19 protein-coding genes and 1 pseudogene are annotated in these 18,138 nt (G+C 59.9%); 14 read left to right on the top strand and 6 right to left on the bottom strand.

What is annotated here, in order from left to right; all coding sequences use genetic code 11:
• The first annotated feature begins 28 nt into the window (after window positions 1-28).
• Window positions 29-1,351: a UDP-glucose/GDP-mannose dehydrogenase family protein gene (locus IVB28_RS25950; RefSeq protein WP_247529937.1), complete on the top strand. Its 1,323-nt coding sequence runs from the start codon at window positions 29-31 to the stop codon at window positions 1,349-1,351.
• A 170-nt stretch (window positions 1,352-1,521) separates the two neighbouring features.
• On the opposite strand, the gene IVB28_RS25945 is transcribed toward IVB28_RS25950, so the two are convergent.
• Genes IVB28_RS25945 through IVB28_RS25935 form a run of 3 tightly spaced genes read right to left on the bottom strand, consistent with a single transcriptional unit; the run spans window position 1,522 to window position 4,134 of the window.
• Window positions 1,522-2,115 (bottom strand): hypothetical protein, encoded by a 594-nt coding sequence (locus IVB28_RS25945; RefSeq protein WP_247529936.1) that lies wholly within the window; start codon window positions 2,113-2,115, stop codon window positions 1,522-1,524.
• Window positions 2,112-3,287, bottom strand: coding sequence for an ERF family protein (locus tag IVB28_RS25940; RefSeq protein ID WP_247529935.1), 1,176 nt, complete (start codon window positions 3,285-3,287; stop codon window positions 2,112-2,114). The genes IVB28_RS25945 and IVB28_RS25940 overlap by 4 nt, the downstream gene beginning before the upstream one ends.
• Entirely contained in the window at window positions 3,271-4,134 is an 864-nt protein-coding gene (locus tag IVB28_RS25935; protein WP_247529934.1) for a YqaJ viral recombinase family protein, read from the bottom strand. The genes IVB28_RS25940 and IVB28_RS25935 overlap by 17 nt, the downstream gene beginning before the upstream one ends.
• 470 nt (window positions 4,135-4,604) lie before the next feature.
• On the opposite strand from IVB28_RS25935, the gene IVB28_RS25930 reads away from it, so the two are divergent.
• From IVB28_RS25930 to IVB28_RS25910, 5 genes and pseudogenes are all read left to right on the top strand, one after another.
• On the top strand, window positions 4,605-4,757 hold the full coding sequence (locus IVB28_RS25930) for a hypothetical protein (RefSeq protein WP_247529933.1): 153 nt from the start codon (window positions 4,605-4,607) through the stop codon (window positions 4,755-4,757).
• 645 nt (window positions 4,758-5,402) lie between these two features.
• The gene (locus IVB28_RS25925; RefSeq protein WP_247529932.1) at window positions 5,403-5,603 is read left to right on the top strand and encodes a hypothetical protein; all 201 of its coding nucleotides are present in this window, start codon (window positions 5,403-5,405) and stop codon (window positions 5,601-5,603) included.
• Between the two features lie 393 nt (window positions 5,604-5,996).
• Window positions 5,997-6,614 carry a cysteine peptidase family C39 domain-containing protein gene (locus tag IVB28_RS25920; protein ID WP_346730765.1) on the top strand — a complete coding sequence of 206 codons (618 nt, stop codon included), beginning with the start codon at window positions 5,997-5,999 and terminating at the stop codon, window positions 6,612-6,614.
• A gap of 230 nt (window positions 6,615-6,844) precedes the next feature.
• Window positions 6,845-7,066 (top strand): annotated as a pseudogene (locus IVB28_RS25915) (ABC transporter transmembrane domain-containing protein); the annotation flags it as partial.
• 28 nt (window positions 7,067-7,094) lie between these two features.
• Window positions 7,095-7,661 (top strand): calcium-binding protein, encoded by a 567-nt coding sequence (locus tag IVB28_RS25910; RefSeq protein WP_247529931.1) that lies wholly within the window; start codon window positions 7,095-7,097, stop codon window positions 7,659-7,661.
• Between the two features lie 62 nt (window positions 7,662-7,723).
• On the opposite strand, the gene IVB28_RS25905 is transcribed toward IVB28_RS25910, so the two are convergent.
• Window positions 7,724-7,969, bottom strand: coding sequence for a helix-turn-helix transcriptional regulator (locus tag IVB28_RS25905; RefSeq protein ID WP_247529930.1), 246 nt, complete (start codon window positions 7,967-7,969; stop codon window positions 7,724-7,726).
• A 181-nt stretch (window positions 7,970-8,150) separates the two neighbouring features.
• Between IVB28_RS25905 and IVB28_RS25900 the strand changes: the two genes are divergently transcribed.
• The 7 genes from IVB28_RS25900 to IVB28_RS25870 all read left to right on the top strand — a co-directional run bounded on the left by IVB28_RS25900 (window position 8,151) and on the right by IVB28_RS25870 (window position 16,419).
• Window positions 8,151-8,666 carry a hypothetical protein gene (locus IVB28_RS25900; RefSeq protein WP_247529929.1) on the top strand — a complete coding sequence of 172 codons (516 nt, stop codon included), beginning with the start codon at window positions 8,151-8,153 and terminating at the stop codon, window positions 8,664-8,666.
• A gap of 514 nt (window positions 8,667-9,180) precedes the next feature.
• Complete coding sequence (locus IVB28_RS25895; RefSeq protein WP_247529928.1) at window positions 9,181-9,750, top strand: hypothetical protein; 570 nt, start codon at window positions 9,181-9,183, stop codon at window positions 9,748-9,750.
• 21 nt (window positions 9,751-9,771) lie between these two features.
• The gene (locus IVB28_RS25890; protein ID WP_247529927.1) at window positions 9,772-10,284 is read left to right on the top strand and encodes a tautomerase family protein; all 513 of its coding nucleotides are present in this window, start codon (window positions 9,772-9,774) and stop codon (window positions 10,282-10,284) included.
• Window positions 10,285-10,390: 106 nt separating this feature from the next.
• Window positions 10,391-11,701 carry a DNA methyltransferase gene (locus tag IVB28_RS25885; protein ID WP_247529926.1) on the top strand — a complete coding sequence of 437 codons (1,311 nt, stop codon included), beginning with the start codon at window positions 10,391-10,393 and terminating at the stop codon, window positions 11,699-11,701.
• A gap of 162 nt (window positions 11,702-11,863) precedes the next feature.
• Window positions 11,864-12,571, top strand: a complete 708-nt coding sequence (locus IVB28_RS25880) for a uracil-DNA glycosylase family protein (RefSeq protein ID WP_247529925.1) — start codon at window positions 11,864-11,866, stop codon at window positions 12,569-12,571.
• Between the two features lie 303 nt (window positions 12,572-12,874).
• Window positions 12,875-13,294, top strand: a complete 420-nt coding sequence (locus tag IVB28_RS25875; RefSeq protein ID WP_247529924.1) for a DUF5681 domain-containing protein — start codon at window positions 12,875-12,877, stop codon at window positions 13,292-13,294.
• Window positions 13,295-13,983: 689 nt separating this feature from the next.
• Window positions 13,984-16,419, top strand: a complete 2,436-nt coding sequence (locus IVB28_RS25870) for a phytanoyl-CoA dioxygenase family protein (protein WP_247529923.1) — start codon at window positions 13,984-13,986, stop codon at window positions 16,417-16,419.
• A gap of 249 nt (window positions 16,420-16,668) precedes the next feature.
• On the opposite strand, the gene IVB28_RS25865 is transcribed toward IVB28_RS25870, so the two are convergent.
• A complete protein-coding gene (locus IVB28_RS25865) occupies window positions 16,669-16,950 on the bottom strand; it encodes a hypothetical protein (RefSeq protein ID WP_247529922.1) in 282 nt (93 codons plus the stop codon).
• Between IVB28_RS25865 and IVB28_RS25860 the strand changes: the two genes are divergently transcribed.
• Window positions 16,931-17,164, top strand: a complete 234-nt coding sequence (locus tag IVB28_RS25860) for a hypothetical protein (protein WP_247529921.1) — start codon at window positions 16,931-16,933, stop codon at window positions 17,162-17,164. The two genes, IVB28_RS25865 and IVB28_RS25860, sit on opposite strands and share 20 nt — an antisense overlap.
• A gap of 312 nt (window positions 17,165-17,476) precedes the next feature.
• On the opposite strand, the gene IVB28_RS25855 is transcribed toward IVB28_RS25860, so the two are convergent.
• A complete protein-coding gene (locus IVB28_RS25855; RefSeq protein WP_247529920.1) occupies window positions 17,477-17,806 on the bottom strand; it encodes a hypothetical protein in 330 nt (109 codons plus the stop codon).
• Window positions 17,807-18,138: the final 332 nt, after the last annotated feature.

The following is an 18,138-nucleotide window of genomic DNA, read 5'->3' as shown; positions in this document are numbered from 1 at the left end:
CTTGATTTTCAGAATAGCTAGGTTCCTTATGCGTATCACGATGATCGGCACGGGCTATGTGGGATTGGTGTCCGGTGCCTGCTTTGCTGATTTCGGTCACGACGTCATCTGCGTCGACAAGGACCAGAAGAAGATCGCGGCGCTCCATTGCGGCGAGATCCCGATCTACGAGCCCGGCCTCGACGAGTTGGTTGCGACCAATGTCAAGGCCAAGCGGCTCGACTTCACCACCGACCTGAAGAAGCCGGTTGCGGATGCCGATGCCGTGTTCATTGCTGTCGGCACGCCGTCCCGTCGTGGCGACGGCCATGCCGATCTCTCCTATGTCTATGCTGCAGCGAAAGAGATCGCGCAGTCGCTGCAAGGCTTCACCGTCGTGGTGACGAAGTCGACCGTGCCGGTCGGCACCGGCGACGAGGTCGAGCGCATTATCCGCGAGACCAATCCCAAGGCCGACGTCGTGGTCGCCTCCAATCCAGAATTCCTGCGCGAGGGCGCCGCGATCCGCGACTTCAAGTTTCCCGATCGCGTCGTGGTCGGCACCTCCGACGAGCGCGGCCGCAAGGTGATGGGCGACATCTACCGTCCGCTGTCGCTGAACCAGGCGCCGCTGATGTTCACGGAACGTCGCACCGCCGAGATGATCAAATACGCGGCGAACGCGTTCCTCGCGACCAAGATCACCTTCATCAACGAGATCGCCGATCTCTCCGAAAAGGCTGGCGCCAATGTGCAGGAGGTCGCGCGCGGCATTGGCCTGGACAACCGCATCGGCACCAAGTTCCTGCATGCAGGTCCCGGCTTCGGCGGCTCGTGCTTCCCGAAGGACACCAAGGCACTGATCAAGATTGCGCAGGATTACGATGTCTCCCTGCGCATCGTCGAATCCGTGCTGGCGGTCAACGAGAACCGCAAGCGCGCGATGGCGCGCAAGGTGAGTCAGGCGCTCGGCGGCTCGCTGCGCGGCAAGACCATTGCGGTGCTGGGCCTCACCTTCAAGCCCGACACCGACGATATGCGCGATGCGCCGTCGATCCCGCTGGTGACGGGCCTGATCGACATGGGCGCAACGGTCAAGGCGTTCGATCCCGTCGGCATGGAGCAGGCCAGGGGCGAGCTGCCTGACATCACCTATTGCGAGGACGCCTATTCCTGCGCGCAAGGTGCCGATGCGCTCGTCATCGTCACCGAATGGGTGCAGTTCCGAGCGCTCGATCTCCACCGACTGAAGACCGTCATGGTGCAGCCGGTCGTTGTCGACCTCCGCAACATCTACCGCCCTGAAGATATGGAAGCGGCCGGTTTCACCTACGAGAGCGTGGGACGTGCCAGTCAGACAAACAGGAGTTAGCCAAAGGCGCCCAGCCGACTGTCGTCCGGAAGCATCATAACGCGCGAGCACTGGATGGTAGTGCTGGCAACGGGAGGTGACCCTTCAATGATGCCGTCTCGGAAGACGATATCCATCTAAATGAACGCGAGTATCGAAGTTTGAGGGTTTCGAAGATCAGCAGGGGACGCTCACTGACCTCTGCGCCGAGCGACATTGCCTAGTTCTGCCAGTTTTGCGCCGCGAAGGTTGTTAATCTCCTTCAGCAACATTAGACGTCGGAGTTGCGCTCCATTCAGGAGTGATTCAAACAGAGAGAGGATCTCGCGCGCCTGAACGTAGACCTCCATGCTGATGGCGTGTTGATCGAAGCCGTACGATCGGAGACGAGCTTCGATGTCGAGGGCCGCAGAAGAATCCAGTTGCCAGTCTAGGGCATTACCGATGGTGTAGATCTCGGCTACATCCTGGAAGTCCGGGGCAATGCCCGCCAAATCGATCCGGCGAAGCGTCATCTCGACGGCCTTTTGGCGATAGGTGCTCAGCAGCCTATGCCGCAGAACCCGATAGCGTTGCATCTCCCAGGAGAGTTCCGCGATGTCGATGGCGAGTAGCCATTCGATAGCTGATTGAGGATCGATGTCGCGGAAGATTGCGGCCTGGACCGCATGATAATGGTCGATGTTCTCTCCGGGCAGAAGTTGAGGCGGAGGACACAGCGCCTCGAATTCTGACGGCAAGACGATCGGCGACTGCGGTGGAGGTAGGCTGACGGGCCCATTCATTGACCTCGCACCTCCGATTGCGGACGTGACGTCGGCGCATCGATGTTTGCTCCGTTGGTCAGATGGACGGGGCTGGCATCCCAAAGCTCTTTTGCGATCGGCAGCGGCGAAATTTGCAGATTGGTCCACCAGGCTCTTTCGTTTCCGTGCCGGTGCAGAGATTGGTGATGGGATCGGCAAAGCGGCACGGTGAACTCGTCGCTGACTTTCCGCCCCAAGGTCCGCGGTTGAGCAAACTTCAGGTGATGCGCATCAGCCGGGGTCTTGTGGCAGACCAGACAACCCTGGCTGCGGATGAAGGCGAGGTGATCCTTGCTTCGCTTCCGAGGCGGCTCTTTTGGGAAGGCGAGACCGACCTGCTCTCCGGGAGAAGCGTTGGCAGGTACGTGAACGTCGCTGGTTGTCTCGAAAGGATAATCCTCAGTTAGTCCGACCGCTGACACGGGCGGTTGCTCTGCTGAATTGATGTCGGGAAGGGCGGCTTCCTCGAACTTCTTCTGGTAGGCGGCCTCGAGAACGCGGGCGTCCGTCTCTAGGAGAGTGTTCTTGAGGGCGAGGCTGATCTTGGCCCAGGCGAGCAGGTCCTCGCCGCTTTCCCGCATGGCAAGCTCACCCAAAAGCCGATCCAATAGCTCAGCGGAACGGTCAGGCGGCAGGACGGGAGAGCGGTTCAGGACGACTTTGTGCGGCTTTCCTTTCGGGCCTGGCGCGATCTGTGGCTCGACGGCGGCGGGAGATCCGGTCATGAGGTCGGGGGCATCCAGATCGTCCTCCCCGGCAATTCCGACCAACGCAAACAGCGCATAGCGGCGAGCGTAAGTCAGCGCCGCTCCCATCCGATGCGGCGCCTCGACCTCCTTGGAAGCGCAGACTGGGAGATCCGAGGAGATCCACTCCCCTGAAGCGTGGGCGAGCAGGGTGGTGAGGTGAATTTGGCCAGTTGGCTGCACGATCCGGGTGGTCTGGATGGTGGCGATTTCCTGCTGGCTCAGCGTCTTACGGACGATGTCCAGGCCACTCGCGAGCGAGGCGTAGCGGAAAGTCCGATCGTCCTCCCGCGGGAAGGGCGACCTGATGACGGCAGTCAAGGTCTTCTCCGGGTTCATCAGTTCAGCCTGAGCTCGGGCGAGGGCGGCCGCAATGGTCCCGATGCGCTCACTGGACTGGTGCATGGGACCCCTCCGCTGCTTGAGCCTCGAAGCTGATCGCCCCCGACTTGGAACGCTTGGCCTTGATGCCGTGGCCGGTTGCCTCCTTGGCATCCTCCGGCATCAGCTTTTTCAGATCCGATTTGGCCGTCTCGTGCTCGCCATGGGCCTCTCGCGTCCGCAGATAGGTCGCCGCCAGTTCGGCCCATTGGTTGGAGGTCGACATATCAACGACCTTCACCGCCTCGAGCCTTGGCCGGGGTGTTTCAATATTGAAGAGGATCGGCGGCTCGCCGCTTTGAACGCAGCGCCAGAACTTCTTTTCGGCCGTGAGCAGGAGGTGCTGGTAGAGCGGATCAGCGTGAATCTTGATCTCGACCCATTTCCCACCACCGGTGATGATCGAGAGCACCGAGCTGCGGGCGGCTGTCACCCACATGTTGTGTTGCAACTGGGCCATGTGCTTCTCGGCCGCGGCTTCCTCTGTGAAGGCCCACGGCAGCATGAATTTGGCTTCGAACACCGCTCCGGTCTGCTCGACCGTCCCATCCAGCGTTGCCGCCATCCATTTGTGCACGGGGTGCCGAAGACGCTTCTGGATATCCTTGACGGTGTGACCGCTGGCGCGTTGGTACCAGGCGCGGTTCAAGACCTCTGTCACGGTCCCGAGCTGGACGATCAGGTTGTCCGAGAGACCCTGCGGTTCGATTTCGCCACGCTTCTCCCGCCACAGGCGGATGAGGTTCTCTTGGTCATCCCCCATGATGATGCGGGCATCCGAGCCGCCGATGAAATGGCGGCGGTCGTTCGGGTTGAACCTGATGATTTGATGCTGTGGCTCGGCCACGCCGTCACTCTGTACGCTACGCACGGGTATCTCCTACTCCAAGAACAGCGGCGCTCGTCGCCGCACTGCCTGAAGCCCCGCGTCCGCGAGGTGAGATACCGGCCCCGCCATTGCGCCCGGCCGACTCAGTAACGCTCCAATCGAAGGGGAATGCCAGTCCATTCTGCAGCAATCTTGTTGCTCTTGTTGCCGGACTTTCAGCGGTTGGTCGCCCAGCATACCTCGCTCTCGCAAAGTGACAAATCGAAGCCACATAACGGGGCCGCGGGACGAGCAGTCGTCTGGACCGGTGCAGAAGAAGCTTCGACATCGGCGTCCCGGCCAAAATCCAGCGCGTTAGCGAACTCGATAGGGAGGTGCCTCCACCGCGGCTAAGCTATACAGACTTCAAGATTCCAATCCCGGGACTTGAACTGGCGTCCTGCCTGGGCTTCAATCAATCTGTTTCAAGCTTCATTTGATCCTTTTGATTGTCCATTTGCCCCGGATTCTGAATGCGGGTCTATTTGATTGTTCTTGGCACTTGGCTGCTGCTGAACTTACTTTTTGTGCTGATCGTGATCCCGCTGCGTAAGTCGCCGGCGCCGAAGCCGCTGGTCAGGGTGATTGGCGCTATCAAGAACCTGTTTAGAAGGCCCACGAAATAACGACGCTCCCGGCTTGCATTCTCGCCCGAGAACCGTGGAGGTTCGACAGCGGTTGAATTATCAGCCGGATGGAGGGAATCGTGTAGGGGAGCAAAAACTGTAGAACGCAGCAGCATGACCTCAGAGCGAAAGATCGAAGCGAACCGACGGAATGCCAAGCGAAGCACTGGGCCCAAGACGGAAGTTGGAAAGGCAAAGTCGAGCCGTAATGCCCGTCAACACGGGCTCTCGCGTTTGGCCATCGAGAATGATGCCAACGCCAGTCCGCTAGCGCGGGCGACTATGGCGGGTTTCGCGCACCAACACAGTTCTTTGAATATGATGGATGATCTCGTCCGTGCCAATCTGTGGCTCGGCCGCATCCGGCAGGCCCGCCATGACATGCTTTTTTCGTTGCTGGAATCCCCGAGCCCGAAGCTAGCGAGGCGTCTTGCGGGACTGGAGCGCTATGAGAGGCCGGTTCGGGCCGCGCAACGGCGAGTCCTGAAGCGCTGGCTGGAGCAAGGGTGACAAGAGGAAAAGGGCGGGCGACCGGAGGGCACTACGTTTAGGGAGCTTGCCGATCCCATGCACCTTCGATCGCGCGAACGAGGACCTCAATGTCGCTCAATTATCTGCCATTCGAGCAAGGAGCGTGGCGGCATCATGAAGCCGTCCGGCCTCGTAGATCAGCTGCTCGATATCCATGGAGACCTGAATTGCCTCGGCGACCCCGCCCGCCTCTGCGCACGCCTGTGCCGCCCTGGCGGTCTGCTCGGCCGCCTTAAGCTTGGCATGGATTTCCGCGAGGCACGCCTTGACGGCCAGTTCGATGATTTCCGCTTACATAACTTGTCGGTCTCCTGACAGATTCGAACCATCGAATGCACGCTCGGGTCGGTGCAGAAGTCCAGCGAATTCGGAGCAACCCTATTGGAGCACATGGTGAAGCGAAGGCAGTCGCGCACTCTTCACGTGTCCGCATCTTATGCGGAGAATCGATCCGTGCTTCTATTTGGCAGGTGCGCCCTAGAAGGAGATACCTCAGCACCAGTTTTCACCGCGAGCCGCGTTTGCTTCTCTTCGATGAATCTGAGTATTTTCGGACGCCGTGCTTTTTCGATTTTGAGAGCATTCCTCACTAGTGCTTGCACGCAGTCGTCTAGTAACAACTTTATCGAAGTTCCATTGCAACCAGCCGAGATTTCATTTTGCTTCCCGGAAATAAACGTGCAATAGAGAAAATAACGACCGGAAGTAGTGGCAGGGGCGACTTTGGAAGCCGTACGTCAGGATACGGGGCTGCAGTGCCTTGCACTGTTGTTGCGATTTCATCAGATCGCTGTTGACCCCGCGCAGATTGCACATCAGTTCGCCGGCTCAGCGGTCGGCGTCCAGGAAATGCTCCGCTGCGCCAAGCAGCTCAAGTTGAAGGCGCGAGCAATCCGCGAAAACTGGGTTGGCCTTTCAAAGCTTTCACTGCCCGCCATCGTCGAACGACACGATGGGTCCTTTGCGATTCTTGGCAAGGCCGGAAGCGATGACGTGCTCATTCACGACCCTGCGGTCAACCGTCCGCAGGTCATCAAGCGCGCCGAATTCGAGCAGGGCTGGACCGGCCGCATCGTGCTGATGACGCGGCGGGCCTCCCTTTCGGATCTGGCGCGCAAGTTCGACATTACCTGGTTCCTCCAGGCCATGCACAAATACCGCCGGCTGCTCGGTGAAGTGCTGATCGCCTCGTTCTTCCTGCAGCTGCTTGCATTGGTAACGCCCCTGTTCTTCCAGGTCGTGACCGACAAGGTGCTAGCGCATCGCGGCTACACCACGCTCGACGTGCTGGTGTTCGGGCTTCTGTGGCGCCAGAACCTTTTGTGACGGTCTCATTGAGCCAGCTCGCGCCTGACTTGAAAGTCAGGGTTAGCCCTGAGCCAAGCTCGCTATAATCAAGCGTATCTGTTCCGTCGCCGCCATCCAGACAGCGTGTCGCACGATGCGATGCTCCACGGGTACGGTCGGCGAGGTGCAGTTCGATACCAGCATGCCGTCGCCGCCGCGCACCCAGCCGACGCGCTCGGCAAAGCCGTCCTTGTCGACGTCGAACGATGAGCGTCAGCGCGATCCAGACCCTGAAGGCGATGGCGATCGAACCGCAGATGCAGCGGCGGTGGGAGGAGCAGCTCGCCGGCTATGTCAGCGCCAGCTTCGACGTGCTCTCGCTCGGCAATTGGGCGAGCCAGTCGGTGCAGTTCATCAGCAAGCTCGTCACCGCGCTGACACTCTATTTCGGCGCGCACCTGGTCATCGAAGGCAACCTCTCGGTCGACCAGGAATGATCTACATCTCACCAATGGTGTCGTGACCAGCGCGATCAAGACGCTCAAGTTCAGCGACGGCACGGTCGTTGACCTGACCCATGGCCCTTCCACATTCACCTGGATCGGTTCGGCGGGCTATTCGGTCACAGGTTCTAGTTTCGGGGCGAATACGTTTGAACTCAACGGCGGCGTCGAGACGGTCACGGGCGGCAACAACGGCAACAACACTTATATTGCTTCATCTGCGACCGGCCAGGCGATCATTTATCCGAACGAGAAGCCTGGCTCGTTCAACGAGCTCGATTTCATCGGGGGCATTACCGATGAAAACCTCTGGTTTGTCCAATCTGGCAACGATCTTACGATCGATGTCCTCGGAACCAATAGCAGTGTCACGGTCAAGGGTTGGTTCTCGAATAGCGCCAACCAGTTGCAGGAAATCGAAGCTGGCGGCCTCAAGATCGATAGCCAGATTTCACAATTGGTGCAGGCGATGGCGACCTATTCCGCCAATAATACAGGATTCGACCCGACAAGCTCGAGCATCCATACATTGCCAAACGACACGGCGCTCCAAGGAGCGGTGACGGCGGCGTGGCACGCGTAGGGAGGTAATTGAGGCCATGTACCGGGGTACATGGCCTCAACGGGGGGCGCTGGCCCCGACAGCTATTGTTGTCTTCCGTGCATGAAGCGGCGCAGCAGTTTCAGCGGATCGGCCCCAAGTGCCTCGGCAATGGCGATGAACTCGACGACGTCCAGACGGCGCTCGCCGCCCTCGTATTTGGCGACAAAGGATTGCGGCTTGCGCAGCTTCTTGGCGAGCGCCTGCTGGCGGATGCCGGCCATATGTCGCGTTGCGACAAGAAGGGCGATGAGGCGGGCATATTCGGCGGATTTGAGGGATTTTTCCATGGCCGCCGGGCGCTTGCGATTCGGCGGCGATCAATCTGATCCCAGGTTGGGATTATCCCAAAATAGGATAGTATTAACTCTGCCGTGCGAAGCTGGCTGGCGGGGTGCCCGGTTGCGCTGGACTTGTGCGGTGAGCGGAGCGCAATGGCGGCCGGGCATCCCAAACTCAAGGAGTTTCAGAGTGCTGGCCGAACTGCATCAGGATCCGCTTACGTCTCACTCCCGCGCCTCGAGCATCCGCGAGCAGGCGCTGTTTCATCTGCTTCTCGGAGAGCTCATGGCCGCCCGCTGGCAGCAGGGCTGCCACGATATCGAGGTGCTCAAGAGCGAGGTCGATAGGGGCGGCTACGACATCGTGTTGGAAGCCAACGGGATCCTTCGACATGTCCAGTTGAAGTCGACCTTATCAGGGTCCGCGGTCAGACATGTGACCGTCAGTACCCGGCTGCTTGAGAAGCCGAGCGGGTGCGTGGTCTGGCTTGAGGTCGATCAGCGGACGCTGGCGCTGGAGAGCTACCTCTGGTTCGGCGGCGAGCCGGGAGCAAGGCTGCCGGATCTGGGCTCGAAGATCAGCCGGCACTCCCGCGGCGATAGTACCGGGCTGAAGCCCGAGCGCCCGATGCATCGCGACCTGGGCAAGGCCTGCTTTGAGCGTCTCGATAGTGCAGATCAGCTGCTCGCCAGGCTGTTCGGTTAGCTCTAGGGACGACAGACGACGCGCCCCCTGGGGGCGAGCGGCAGCTCGCGTAGTCGATTAGGCCGCTCGTTTTAGGCCGGCCGCCTGACCTGGTGGGTTCAGGGGTGGCGGCGGCCGCGGATGATCGTGGCGTGCCCGATTATGAGCGAAAAAGTCGGTAGCCTCGCCAAGCCCCAGGGAAGGCCGTGGAGGGGATTTGTCTGCTCCCTGCACATCGACAGGTCCGGAATCCTTTAAATCGCACCTCAAGCGAAGCCTACGCGGTGCGCCCATGGTTTATATAAATCTCAAGCGGAAACAATAGTTTAGGTGCGGCTCAGTGGCCTGGATGGCGTTCTTTCACCCGTTCGCCGGCCAAACGCGGGCTGCTACCGGCGCCGGCCCGACACTGGGGAATTGGCACAAGTTATGCTATAGTTGGCGGATACATTGCTGAGGAGCCAGTTTGATGCATCAGCCTCCCAAAAAGGTACAGTCGCCTCCGACCCAGTTCGAAAAGCCCGCCAAGGAGCGATTGATCGAAGCCGCCGACAGGTTTTTCCGGTTGCTCGGGATCAGGGTCGAACCAAGCTTGATCGCTCACGATGCGCATACGAACATGGACACCCTGATCAAGTATTTCGGCCATGGCGATCCGTTGGTGGGTCGCTTCATCAAGTCTTTGGTTGCGGACGCGGAAGAATATTGGCGCGGTCGCTCCGAGGCGTATCCGAACGATCCTGTGTCGCAGCTGCGGGAATGGCTCGCCTACGAAGGACATCAGACAGGCTACATGATGGAGCCCGCGGTGCTGCTGTCGCGCACCGCGGCGGAATTGTTCGAGCCGCTCAAGCATCATCCCTTGTTGAAGGAAATCGAGGACTATTGGCAGGCGGAGCGGCGGCGGGTGGTCGGACTCTGCAGGGCCGCAAAGCTGCGCGATCCCTTAGAGCTTGCAGATAAGCTGCTTCTGCTGGTGCACGGCGCACGGAACGAGCGGGGGGCTTACGGATCCTTGAAGCCGAGCCGCTTGCTCCAGAAGGCCGGAAACGAGATGATGGTCGCTCACGGCGCCCAGAATGAGTCCGCGGGTGACCGGCCCTGAGGAATTGGATTGAAATTGGGTATGACCAAGACCGATGACGCCGCCCTGGTCGTCTTTACCTCTGAGACGCGTCAAGAGATCTTGGCTCACGCGGGGTCGCGGGGCTGGGTTCTCAGTCCCAAGAGTGTCGAGCACTGCCCCTATCTCGTCTGCTGCCGCCGGCAGGATTGGGAAAACAAAGCCGAGGGCATCGCACCTCGGACTGCATTCCTGGTCGGCCGGATTTCAACGCTCACGCGTCTCGACGAGACTAAAAACTCGCGAGGGCAGGCTCGTTTTCGCATCGGAATCTCGGAGTTCGCCGACGTTGCGGTCGCGGAAGTCTGGCGCAAGGAGCTGCGCAACCCGGTCGCCTATGCCGGCCTGAAGCAGCTCGGAATCCAGCTCAAGCGGCTGAAGTTTCAACCGGTGCCCGACGCGTCAACCGGCTCTGACAAGGCGCGAGGGGGGCTCACCATCGCCGAGGCGAAGAAAGCGTTGGCGGCCACCTTTGGCGTGCGGCCCGAAGATGTTGAGATCACGATCAAGGGGTGACCGAATTAACCAACGGCGCGATCGCGGGCTATGTATCTACCGAGTATATTTGAAGTATATGTAAAGATTATGGTATAGTTGGGACCTTGTCTGTTGGAGAGGTCTCATGAGTGATTTCCGCGTTGACCATCTGCCCATCGCCGATTTGAAGCCGAACCCGGCCAATGCCAGGCGGCATTCGCGCAAGCAGCTGCATCAGATCGCAGCCTCGATTCGCGAGTTCGGGTTCAACAGCATCGTTGTGGCCGATGAGGAGGGGGTGATCCTGGTCGGCCATGGCCGGGTCGAGGGCGCCCGCCTTGCGGGATTGGAGCGGGTGCCGGTTCTGCGGGTCGGCCATTTGACGCCCGCGCAGAAGACCGCGTTCTCGCTCTCGGACAACAAGATCGCTCTGAATTCCGATTGGGATATGGACCAGCTCCGCGTGCTCTGGCGCGAGCTGATGGGCGCCGAGATCAATTTCGATGTGGAAGTGACCGGCTTCGAGACTGCCGAGATTGACCTCTTGGTCGATGGCGAAACGATCCGCGAGAAGCCGGATCGCAGCGATCTGGTTCCACCGGTCGGTTCTGATGCAGTGTCGCGGCTCGGCGATCTCTGGACTCTGGGCGAGCATCGTCTGCTGTGTGGCGATGCGTGCGATGCGGCTTCGTTTGCCGATCTGATGGGCGGCGAACAAGCCCGGGTGGTCTTTACCGATCCTCCCTACAACGTGCCGATCGACGGGCATGTCAGCGGGCTCGGCGCGGTTAAGCACCGCGAATTCAAGATGGCCTCGGGCGAAATGAGCTCGGCCGAATTTACCGGGTTCTTGGCTGTGGTGTTCGGCAACATGGCGCAGGCGAGTGTGGATGGCGCCATGCATTTCATCTGCATGGATTGGCGGCACATGGACGAGGTGCTGAAGGCGGCCGCAGACACCTATTCCGAGCTGAAGAATCTATGCGTCTGGAACAAGAGCAATGGTGGCATGGGCTCGTTCTACCGTTCCAAGCACGAGTTGGTGTTCGTCTACAAGGTGGGCCAGGGAGCGCATGTGAATACGATCGAGCTCGGCAAGCACGGCCGCTACCGCACCAATGTATGGGACTACGCCGGCATCAACAGCTTTGGCGCGAGCCGCGCGAGCGAGCTCGAGATGCACCCGACGGTGAAGCCCACCGCACTCGTGATCGATGCCATCAAGGATTGCTCGCGCCGCGGCGAGATCGTGCTCGACCCGTTCTCCGGGTCCGGCACCACCATCATGGCGGCCCAGAAGTGCCGGAGGCAGGCTCGCGGGATTGAGCTCGACCCACTCTATGTCGACGTCGCCATCCGCCGCTGGCAGGCCTATACGGGGCAGCCGGCGACCATGGCATTGACGGGCGAAACCTTCGCCGACGCCGAGCAGCGCCGGTCCGACCCGCTTCAGTAGACGGCTCCAGAATCTTCACGGCTAAGGAGGGTCGCAGCCCTCTTCGCTCGACCGCATGTTTGGCTCGATACATAAGCCATGGTGTCGCTTAGCGAGCGGCATGCTTACTGTTCGGCAATATTTTGTGCCGATCTTGTGGGGCTGTCGAGGAGGATGGAGAGAATGGACAAGCACGCCGCCATGACGATGCTGGTTGCAAAGCGCCGCGCGGAGGCCGACGGCCGCTATCATCAACTGCACCAGTATGATGACGGCAGCTGGGACTTCGACTTCGTTGTGCCTTGGACCAAATCCGCCTGTCGTTTAGATGCCGACCTCATGATTATTGGTCAAGATTGGGCGTCTGAGGATTACCTCCGACGCAACAACGATGCAATAATGCGCGCGAGGCGGGCACTGACGGGGCAGGACGCGCATCTTGCGACCAATCAGAACCTGAAGCGTCTGCTGGCCCAGCATTTTGGTCTAAGCTTTTCCGAGACCTATGCCACCGACGTGCTGGTCTTCATCAAGCCAGGCGGGATGAGCAGTAGCGTCCCTATAAGGGATCTGAATTACTGTGCCTTAACCTACACGCTTCCTCAGCTCGACATCGTGAAGCCGCGCATGGCTTTATGCCTCGGTGCCAAGACGTTCAATTCCGTTCGAACCGCCCTCGGCTTGGAGCCGTTGAGATTGCGGGATGCCTGCATCCCCTCGGCGCCCACACGGGTTGACGCCACCGAACTTTACGGCGTTCCTCACACCGGCAGTTGGGGGACGAAGAACGCGGGAGGCCTGCAAGCGGTCGAGTTGATTTGGGCAGATCTTGGTCGCCATTTTCGCACGCTTGGGACTGGTACAGCAATTGACCCTGTAGATCGATCTTAATTGATTTCGGGAATCCTGAGCGATCGAGCTTGGGCAACGAAATCGCGCGATCGCCGTGTCAGGAAGCTGGGCACGATCGTTGATCAAATCACTGATCTGAGCTATACAGAAGTCACCTCGCACGAGAGCTGCGGTTGAGCCCATGTGGGCTTTGCGTGAAGCACAAACCCGGCAAGTAGTGCGTAAATGATGGCGTGACGCCTGATGGGTCCGAATTTCTGCTCGCAGGAATTTGGTAACCCCGGAGGTCACGCCATTTGCGTTTGGGTGGCCTCCTTGAACTGGTTTTTGAGGAGTAGAAATATGAAGCGTAATCGCAAGGGACAGTACGAAAAGGGGACGACCGGCAATCCGAAGGGGCGTCCGCGGAAGCAGCCCCACCCTGTTTCGGACGATCAGGTTCGCCGCGATTTCTTCGAAGCCGCGGAAATGCTTGTTCCGATCGTTGTGGGAAATAAGCGCGAGATGATTCCGGCGCGGGTCGCTATAGATAAGCAGCTGGTCATTAAGGCGGTATCAGGTGACGCCCGAGCTCGGGATTTGTACTATAAGCGCAAGGACCGCTTCACGCTTGAGCACGTCAAGCAGCAGCTCGACAATTTGCGTGTTATTGTTGAAGCTGAAGACCGTTTGCGTGAATTCCCGGAAGACGTGACTGACGAATTCAAGAGGGCGCTGAATTTGCTGAAGCAGAGTATAGATCGATACTACTATCCGCTCTAGCCGGTTCGAACGCCAACAGCCTCTTTTCAGGCTTGCCACCAGAGGAGTGCATCATTGCACTCCTCTTTTTTTCGCTTTTGAGCTTGTCACCCAATGCTGGTCGGAACCCTCAAGTATCCTCGCTTCGAGTCGGTGCGCCCTTTTTCGCGCCTGCGTCGCCCCTGCTAAGCCCGTGTTCAAGGGCTGTAACAGCCCTGATCGCCTCCTGTTCGGCATCCTGTTCGCATCCCCCTTCCGCTCTGCCGTCAGTTCGTAAGCAGCTCGAAAGTCGACGCTTTCTCCTGCACATTGCCAGCAGAGCGCTGTGAGATAATTGTTTCAGGGTTATCTGGTCAGGTTCAGGGCAAACAAATGTCCCAGCCGTGGTTTGAAGATAGGGCGACCATTGAGCTCGCAAACGCGGTCCCCGAACGGGTCGCGGGCCGCTCACGTTGGTTGCTCTGCCGCGATTGCCCTTGCTGCTCTTCAATGGGCGGCTTACTGTTTCTCTTCTTCTTGATTACTCCGATTCTTGGGATGCAGTGGCAACTCGTCTCATGGCTGTGCCGCTGGGTCCAAGCCGCGTCCAAAAGTGATCTCCCTGCGGCCCAAACCAAGTCCCCTCCCAACCCGAGTAGGCCGCTCGCTGCGAGAGATCCATAGGATCCCTCGGTTCACCAGGGCCGCTCAACCACGGTATGTCGGCAAGAATGACCATTAGGGTTTTCGTCGAGTCCGGGAATTATTTCGCGGATAACAGCAATCACGGCGACCGCGCGATATTCCTTAGCATAGCCGCAAAGCTTCGCGCCACCTGGCCGGGCTGCGAGATCTGTTGGGTCACTGGTGAGGGCGGCGTGGGGGCGCCGCAACGCGATGGCGTTACCCCGATCCTCGCTTCCGACGCTGCCGGCCGGAGTAGAGCCCTAAGCAACTCAGACCTCGTGCTAGCGACGGGCGGCGGATACTTCACCGACAGTTTTGCCTCTCACGCTCGCGCGGTGCTCGAAACGCTTGAGGCTGGCTTGCAGCTTGGTAAACCTACCGCGATATTGAGTTGCGGGTTCGAGCCGATAAGCGACCGTTCGCTCGCCTCAAAGATGCTGGAGGTTCTGCCGAAGATCGGATTGGTAGCCTGCCGCGAGCCCGCGCAAAGCCGGGACGTGCTCCTCTCCATGGGCGTTCACATGAACCGGCTGCTGATCGCGGGCGACGAGGCGCTCGAATTTGCATTCTGCAAGCGCCCAGCCAAGTTGGCCTCGGGGCTAGGCATCAACATCCGATGCGCTGAATACGCCGGGGTCGGCCTCGGCACCATAGCCGATTTAGGCAAAATGCTGCATGCCGCGGTGGCGGATATCCATGCACCACTCGTCCCCATTCCGATTTCGGTCTCGGGCCCCTCCGATATTGATGCTATCCGCGAACTGATCGGCGATCTGGCGGACCGGGTCGATGATCGCCGCGGGGTTGATGATCCTGCGGAAATCGTCGCTCGTGCCGGCGATTGCCGCATCGTCGTCACGGGCAGTTACCACGCTGCGGTATTTGCCCTGGCGCAGGGGGTCTCCGTGGTGGCAATGGTTGCCTCGCCGCATTATCGGTCGAAGTTCCGCGGATTGCAGGCCGGCTTTTCAGGAATTGGGCTGCGCATTGTGGAATTGGGCCGTGCAGAGACCAAGGACGTGCTGACTGAGGCGGTCTCTGAAGCTTGGCGAGAGGCGCCTACGGTACGTGGAGCTTTGTTGCGGGCCACCGAGCAACAGATCGCGAAATGCCATCGTGTGTACCAACGCCTGCATGACCTCGTTGGCCCCGCTGACGCGATCGCAGAGCCGGCAGCTGAGTGGGACATACAACTCAATTCTGCTACACTATTCCCAGCCGCAACGGCGAAGCCTTCGGAGACACCAAGGAAGATGCAGCGAGCCCACCTGCCGTCACTCTCCGAGGAAGAAATCGAAACATTCCGGCGGCAGGGTTATCTCGGACCGTTTACCGCGTTCAGTCCGGATTACATGCAGCAAGTGCGGCAGACGATTCTTGAACGCGTGCTAACTACCCCTTCGCGCTATTGTCCCTTCGGCTTGCGGGTGCGGCATCTCGATAGCCGGACCGTTTCCGACCTTTGCTCTTCGCCGGAGATACTCGGCCGCATGGCTTCTATCTATGGACCTGATCTGGTTCTCTGGAATTCGAACTTGTTCAACAAGCCGCCAGCCGAACCCAGCCACCTCGAGGAATATCCGTGGCATCAGGACCACTACAACTGGAACATGGAGCCGGTTCTCAATATCTCGGCCTGGCTCGCGATCGGGCCAGCCACCGAAGAGAACGGCTGCGTCCAGGTGATCCCCGGTTCGCACCGCCAGATCATTCCGCCCGTGACAGATACCAACCCCGACCTTAGCCTGCGATTTGGCGGGATTGCGTCAGACCCCCGCTATGTGGACGAAGCCAAGAAAGTCTCGCTGCCGCTGAAGTCGGGTCAGTTTTTTCTGTTCACCGAACGTCTGCTGCATCACTCAAATCCCAACCGCACCACCGAGAACCGTCTGGGGCTCGCAATCCGTGTGACCGTACCGATCGTCAAGGTCAGCGAGCCATTCCCATGTGTGTTGGTCGCCGGCGAGGACCGAATGGGCTTCAACCGCTATGCCAGCCCGCCCAGCGACGAGCCCGATGCAGACTGGCTGGCATCGTTGCCGCTTGAGCATGTGTTCGAGTTCGACCGGCCCATACCGGGTATGGGATGGCATCTGCTCGAAAACGACGGCACCACCAAATTCGCATGGACCGGGCTGGAGCCGACAGCGTGGTTGGATTTTCGGCCAGCCGAGCCCGGTGATTACGTGGTGCGCTGGGAAGTGGTGCATGCGATCTCACCGGCGGCAATCCAGGAGGCCGTGTTGCATGCGAACAGCGTTGCCTTGGAGACCGAGCGCAGACAGGAGGGCAGCGCAGTCGTGCTCGAAGCGCGCCTACCGGCTCGGGTGCTGCGGCTGCGCTCCGATCGGCTCCGTCTTCATCTAGAGGGCTGTAAGCCGCTGCGACCGTGCGATGTCGATCCGGCGAGCCCCGATAAACGCTCGCTCGGCCTGGGCATCCGCCGCGTCTCGGTCTCGGCAGTTGGCGCCGGAGAGTGACTCTCGGTGCCCGGTGATCAGGCTCAGATGTTTCCGTCCATCTCTCCCGAGGCCATCACAAACTCGCTGTGGCGGCCGCGCCGGCTTTGCGTTGCCTGCGATCTTGACGTTGTAGGGAGGATCGAGAAACGGGGCATCGATGCGGAGGCTTTCGCCGTCGATCTTTCGAAGGAGAGCCGGTCGTGTCCCCTCGCGTGGTGTGGCTCGCGGCGGGTTGGGGGAGGCGCACCCAAGCTTTGTCATATCGCCTTACGCGCCACTCATTGCACGGCAGCGTTCTTGCGCGCGCATCTCGCGGCGGGAACCAACACCGTCGACGTAGGCAACACCGGGGGCTTCTACGGTTTCAACCTCGTCAATGTGGCCAATGTCGTAGCCGGCGATGGTAACGACACGATCAATATCGGGAATATCGTCAACGGACTCTCCGTCGATCTCGGGGCGGGAGGCAACTTCCTGCACCTCGCCCGCGGCGCCAACACGCTGAGCGTGAGCAACGTGTCCTTCATCAATGGCAGCGATTTCGGCCATCGATGGCAGCGATTTCGGCGGCTTCAATCCGGCCAAAGATGTGCTGACATTGTCGAACGACCAAAACGGCACGTCGATCAATCTCGGTGACGGTAACAACACGCTCAATCTGGAGGGGCCCAACGGCGACGGCAGCACGGATGGTCGCGACATCCAGATCCACCTCACCAATAACGTCGGAGCGATCACGAACGGCAATTTCCGGTTCGTATGACGATGATGCCAGGCGACGCCGGGCTTAAGCCCGGCGTTTGCTCCCGCCGAGCGGTGCTTACGGCCGCAACGACGGTTTCCTGTTCGGCGCCGTATCGATGGTCCAGTTTTTTGGCATCGCGGGTACGCTCCGCCGTTTCCAGCATGTCGGCGTCATCCGGGCGCCTTTGCTGTTCGAGGGCGGCCTCTACCAATCTAAGCCGCCATAGGCGGCCCGCTCCGCGTGACCGTGAGCAAGAAAAACCGCCAACCGATGTCCGGTGTGGCGGTGATCGTGAGTTGGGACGGGCTTAGCTGGCCAAAGTGGTTCGGCTTACCGGACGTACCAATATCCCCACCAGCGCTGGGACACGGGCCGTGCCTGCGCCTTCATGGCTGCGACTTCCTCGACCGGGCGAAGCTGGGGACCATAGATCGCGGGCGGGTAAACGTCATCCCACAGCACAACACCGCCCTGGACGGCGGCCGCCCGATGTGACGGAGCAAGCGCGAGCTCGGCGGCCGACGCGACGGATGCAGTCACGGTAAGGCCAAGGGCGGCCAGGGCAATGGTTGGAATAAGGGCGCGGAAGTTCATTGGTTTGAATCCCTCTGAAATGCGATGGGAAATAATGCGACGGCTGCCGAACGGTTGCAAGGGCATGGCTCGATCGAACTGCCCGAAATTCCTCGTCCTGGGACGAGGTCTGGTCGACGCATCTGCTCGGCCAATGTGCGGCCGAGCCGCGGAGCGTGTCCTTCCCTCTTACAAAGTGGTCGCTATGCAGAGTGTTCGGTGATCGTCTCCGATCGAGGCAGATGTGGCGGAGCCCTGCGGGCTCGGCACGAGTGCTTCATGCACACAAGGGATCGGACCTTGAACAATTTTTCGGCGCCCATGAGTGATCAAGAACCATGATGTCGACACACTGATCGCTCTTGATGTGAACAGGACTATCCAGGGCGACTCCATGACTTCTGCGTTTGTCTCCGCTT

Origin of the sequence: Bradyrhizobium sp. 199 (assembly GCF_023073355.1) — a bacterium.
Taxonomy (GTDB): Bacteria; Pseudomonadota; Alphaproteobacteria; order Rhizobiales; family Xanthobacteraceae; genus Bradyrhizobium.
This window is presented reverse-complemented; position numbering and strand designations above follow the sequence as displayed.